Source organism: Caballeronia sp. LjRoot29, assembly GCF_964252755.1.
GTDB lineage: Bacteria > Pseudomonadota > Gammaproteobacteria > Burkholderiales > Burkholderiaceae > Caballeronia.
The window spans coordinates 1-1867 of record NZ_CAXUPU020000087.1 but is presented as its reverse complement, the minus strand read 5'-3'; the positions used below and the strand labels follow the sequence as shown (position 1 = coordinate 1867).

At 60.3% G+C, this 1867-nt stretch carries 1 protein-coding gene; it reads right to left on the bottom strand.

Features of this window, described 5'->3' with window-relative positions:
* Positions 1-82: 82 nt before the first annotated feature.
* Positions 83-1456 carry a group II intron reverse transcriptase/maturase gene (gene ltrA / locus ACSQ83_RS35815; RefSeq protein WP_436231365.1) on the bottom strand — a complete coding sequence of 458 codons (1374 nt, stop codon included), beginning with the start codon at positions 1454-1456 and terminating at the stop codon, positions 83-85.
* Positions 1457-1867: the final 411 nt, after the last annotated feature.

The window sequence follows — 1867 nt, the reverse complement described above, 5'->3', positions numbered from 1 at the left end:
AATCGGGATAGGGGCAGGCCTCGCGGCCCGACCCCTCCCACACCACCGTGCGTACGGGTCCGTACACGGCGGTTCGGATCGGTTACCCGACCGGGCCAACCGATGGAAGTCCAAGCGATCGGAAGTAACGATTGGACAACGCAATGTTCAGCGCCGGGCTACAACTCAAGCGCCATACACTGTGCGGCGAACCCACGGTCTGGGCGGCAAGGTCTCGGGACACTCCCCGCGCGATCAGTTCCCGGAATCGGGTCCGACTCAGTTTCCACTGCTTCCAGAGGAAACAGCGAAGACGCCGACGAACCCATTCATCCAGTTTCCGAAGTACGCTGGGCGTTTCGCAGAAACCGAAGTAGCCGCGCCAGCCCGTCATATATCGTTTCAGCGTACCGATCAACTGGTCGACGCTGACCCCTCGCGTGCGTTGAGTCAACTCCCGGATTCGATCCTTGAAGCGAGCCAGCGCCTTGGGCGCAATGCGCCGTTTGACCTGTACTCGGTCCGAGAAGGTGAATCCAAGGAATTTGCGCGTGTGTGGCCGCGCGACCGCGCTTTTCGCCTCATTGACCTTCAGCTTCAGCTTGCCGCTCAGGAAGGCCTTGAGGCCTTCCATCACCCGCTGGCCCGCGCGTTCGCTGCGTACGTAGACGTTACTATCGTCGGCGTACCTCACGAAGCGTAGACCTCGTCGCTCAAGCTCCCGGTCGAAGTCGTCAAGCATCAGGTTGGATAACAACGGTGATAGCGGACCACCTTGCGGCGCCCCTTCGTCCGTTGCACCAACCAGCCCGTTTTCCATCACACCCGCCCTCAGGAAGGAACGGATTAGCTTCAAGACACGCCTGTCGCAAACCCGCTTTGCCACCCGGCTCATCAGAATGTCGTGGCTCACGCGATCGAAGAATTTCTCGAGGTCCAAATCTACAACCCATCGATGCCCCGACTGGATGTAGCTTTGTGCCCGTACCACGGCCTGATGCGCCGAGCGTCCCGGACGGAAACCGTAACTGGAATCCGAGAACGTCGGGTCCCACTGCCTTTGCAGCACCTGCAATACCGCCTGCTGGATGAATCGATCAAGCGCACATGGGATGCCGAGCTTGCGCACGCCACCTCCATCCGGCTTGGGTATCTCGACCCGCCTCACAGGTTGCGGCTTGTACGTACCGTTCAGCAGCGTGGCCCTTATCGACAGCCAGTGCTCACGCAGGAACCCCGGTAGCGCCTGGACCGTCATGCCGTCCACGCCCGGTGCACCCTTGTTAGCTTTCACACGCTTCAACGCCTGCTTCAGGTTCTCCCGTTCACATATTTCTTCCATCAGTCGGTCATAAGCCGACGGGCTTTCAGTCTCAGGGTTCGCCGTCATAGATTCAGCCCCTCGATCTGCGGCCCTCGGGGCTTCACCCCTGCCTCCGCTATCAAGGCCGCGGTGCGTTTTCTGCTGCGCTTCCATGTCGAGTTCTCCGGCTTACTCGCCGCTCCTTTCCGTTCGGGCCTTCAGGCGTCGCCGCCCTAATATGCCCTCTGCTGACTCCTGCACGGCGCTCAACGGCCCTTACGAACCGTTCAGTCCTGAGTCCAGGACACCGTGCAGGCCTCCCGAGGTAAGCTCAACCGCCTTCGCCACACACCTGCCAGATTTACCACCCCAACCCTTGATGGTTATGGACTTCGCAATCACATGCTTGCTCGTCCGGCCGGGTAGGCCTCATATCTGGTTTCTGTCCGTCAGGTCGTGGCTTTGCTCCACGCTTCTTTCAGACCCCGCCTCACGACGACGCCCTTGCGCTTCACTAATCCTTCGCCACCATCAGGCTGGATAGGGGACTTTCACCCCCGAGCTGTTGAGCATGCTCGGCACACA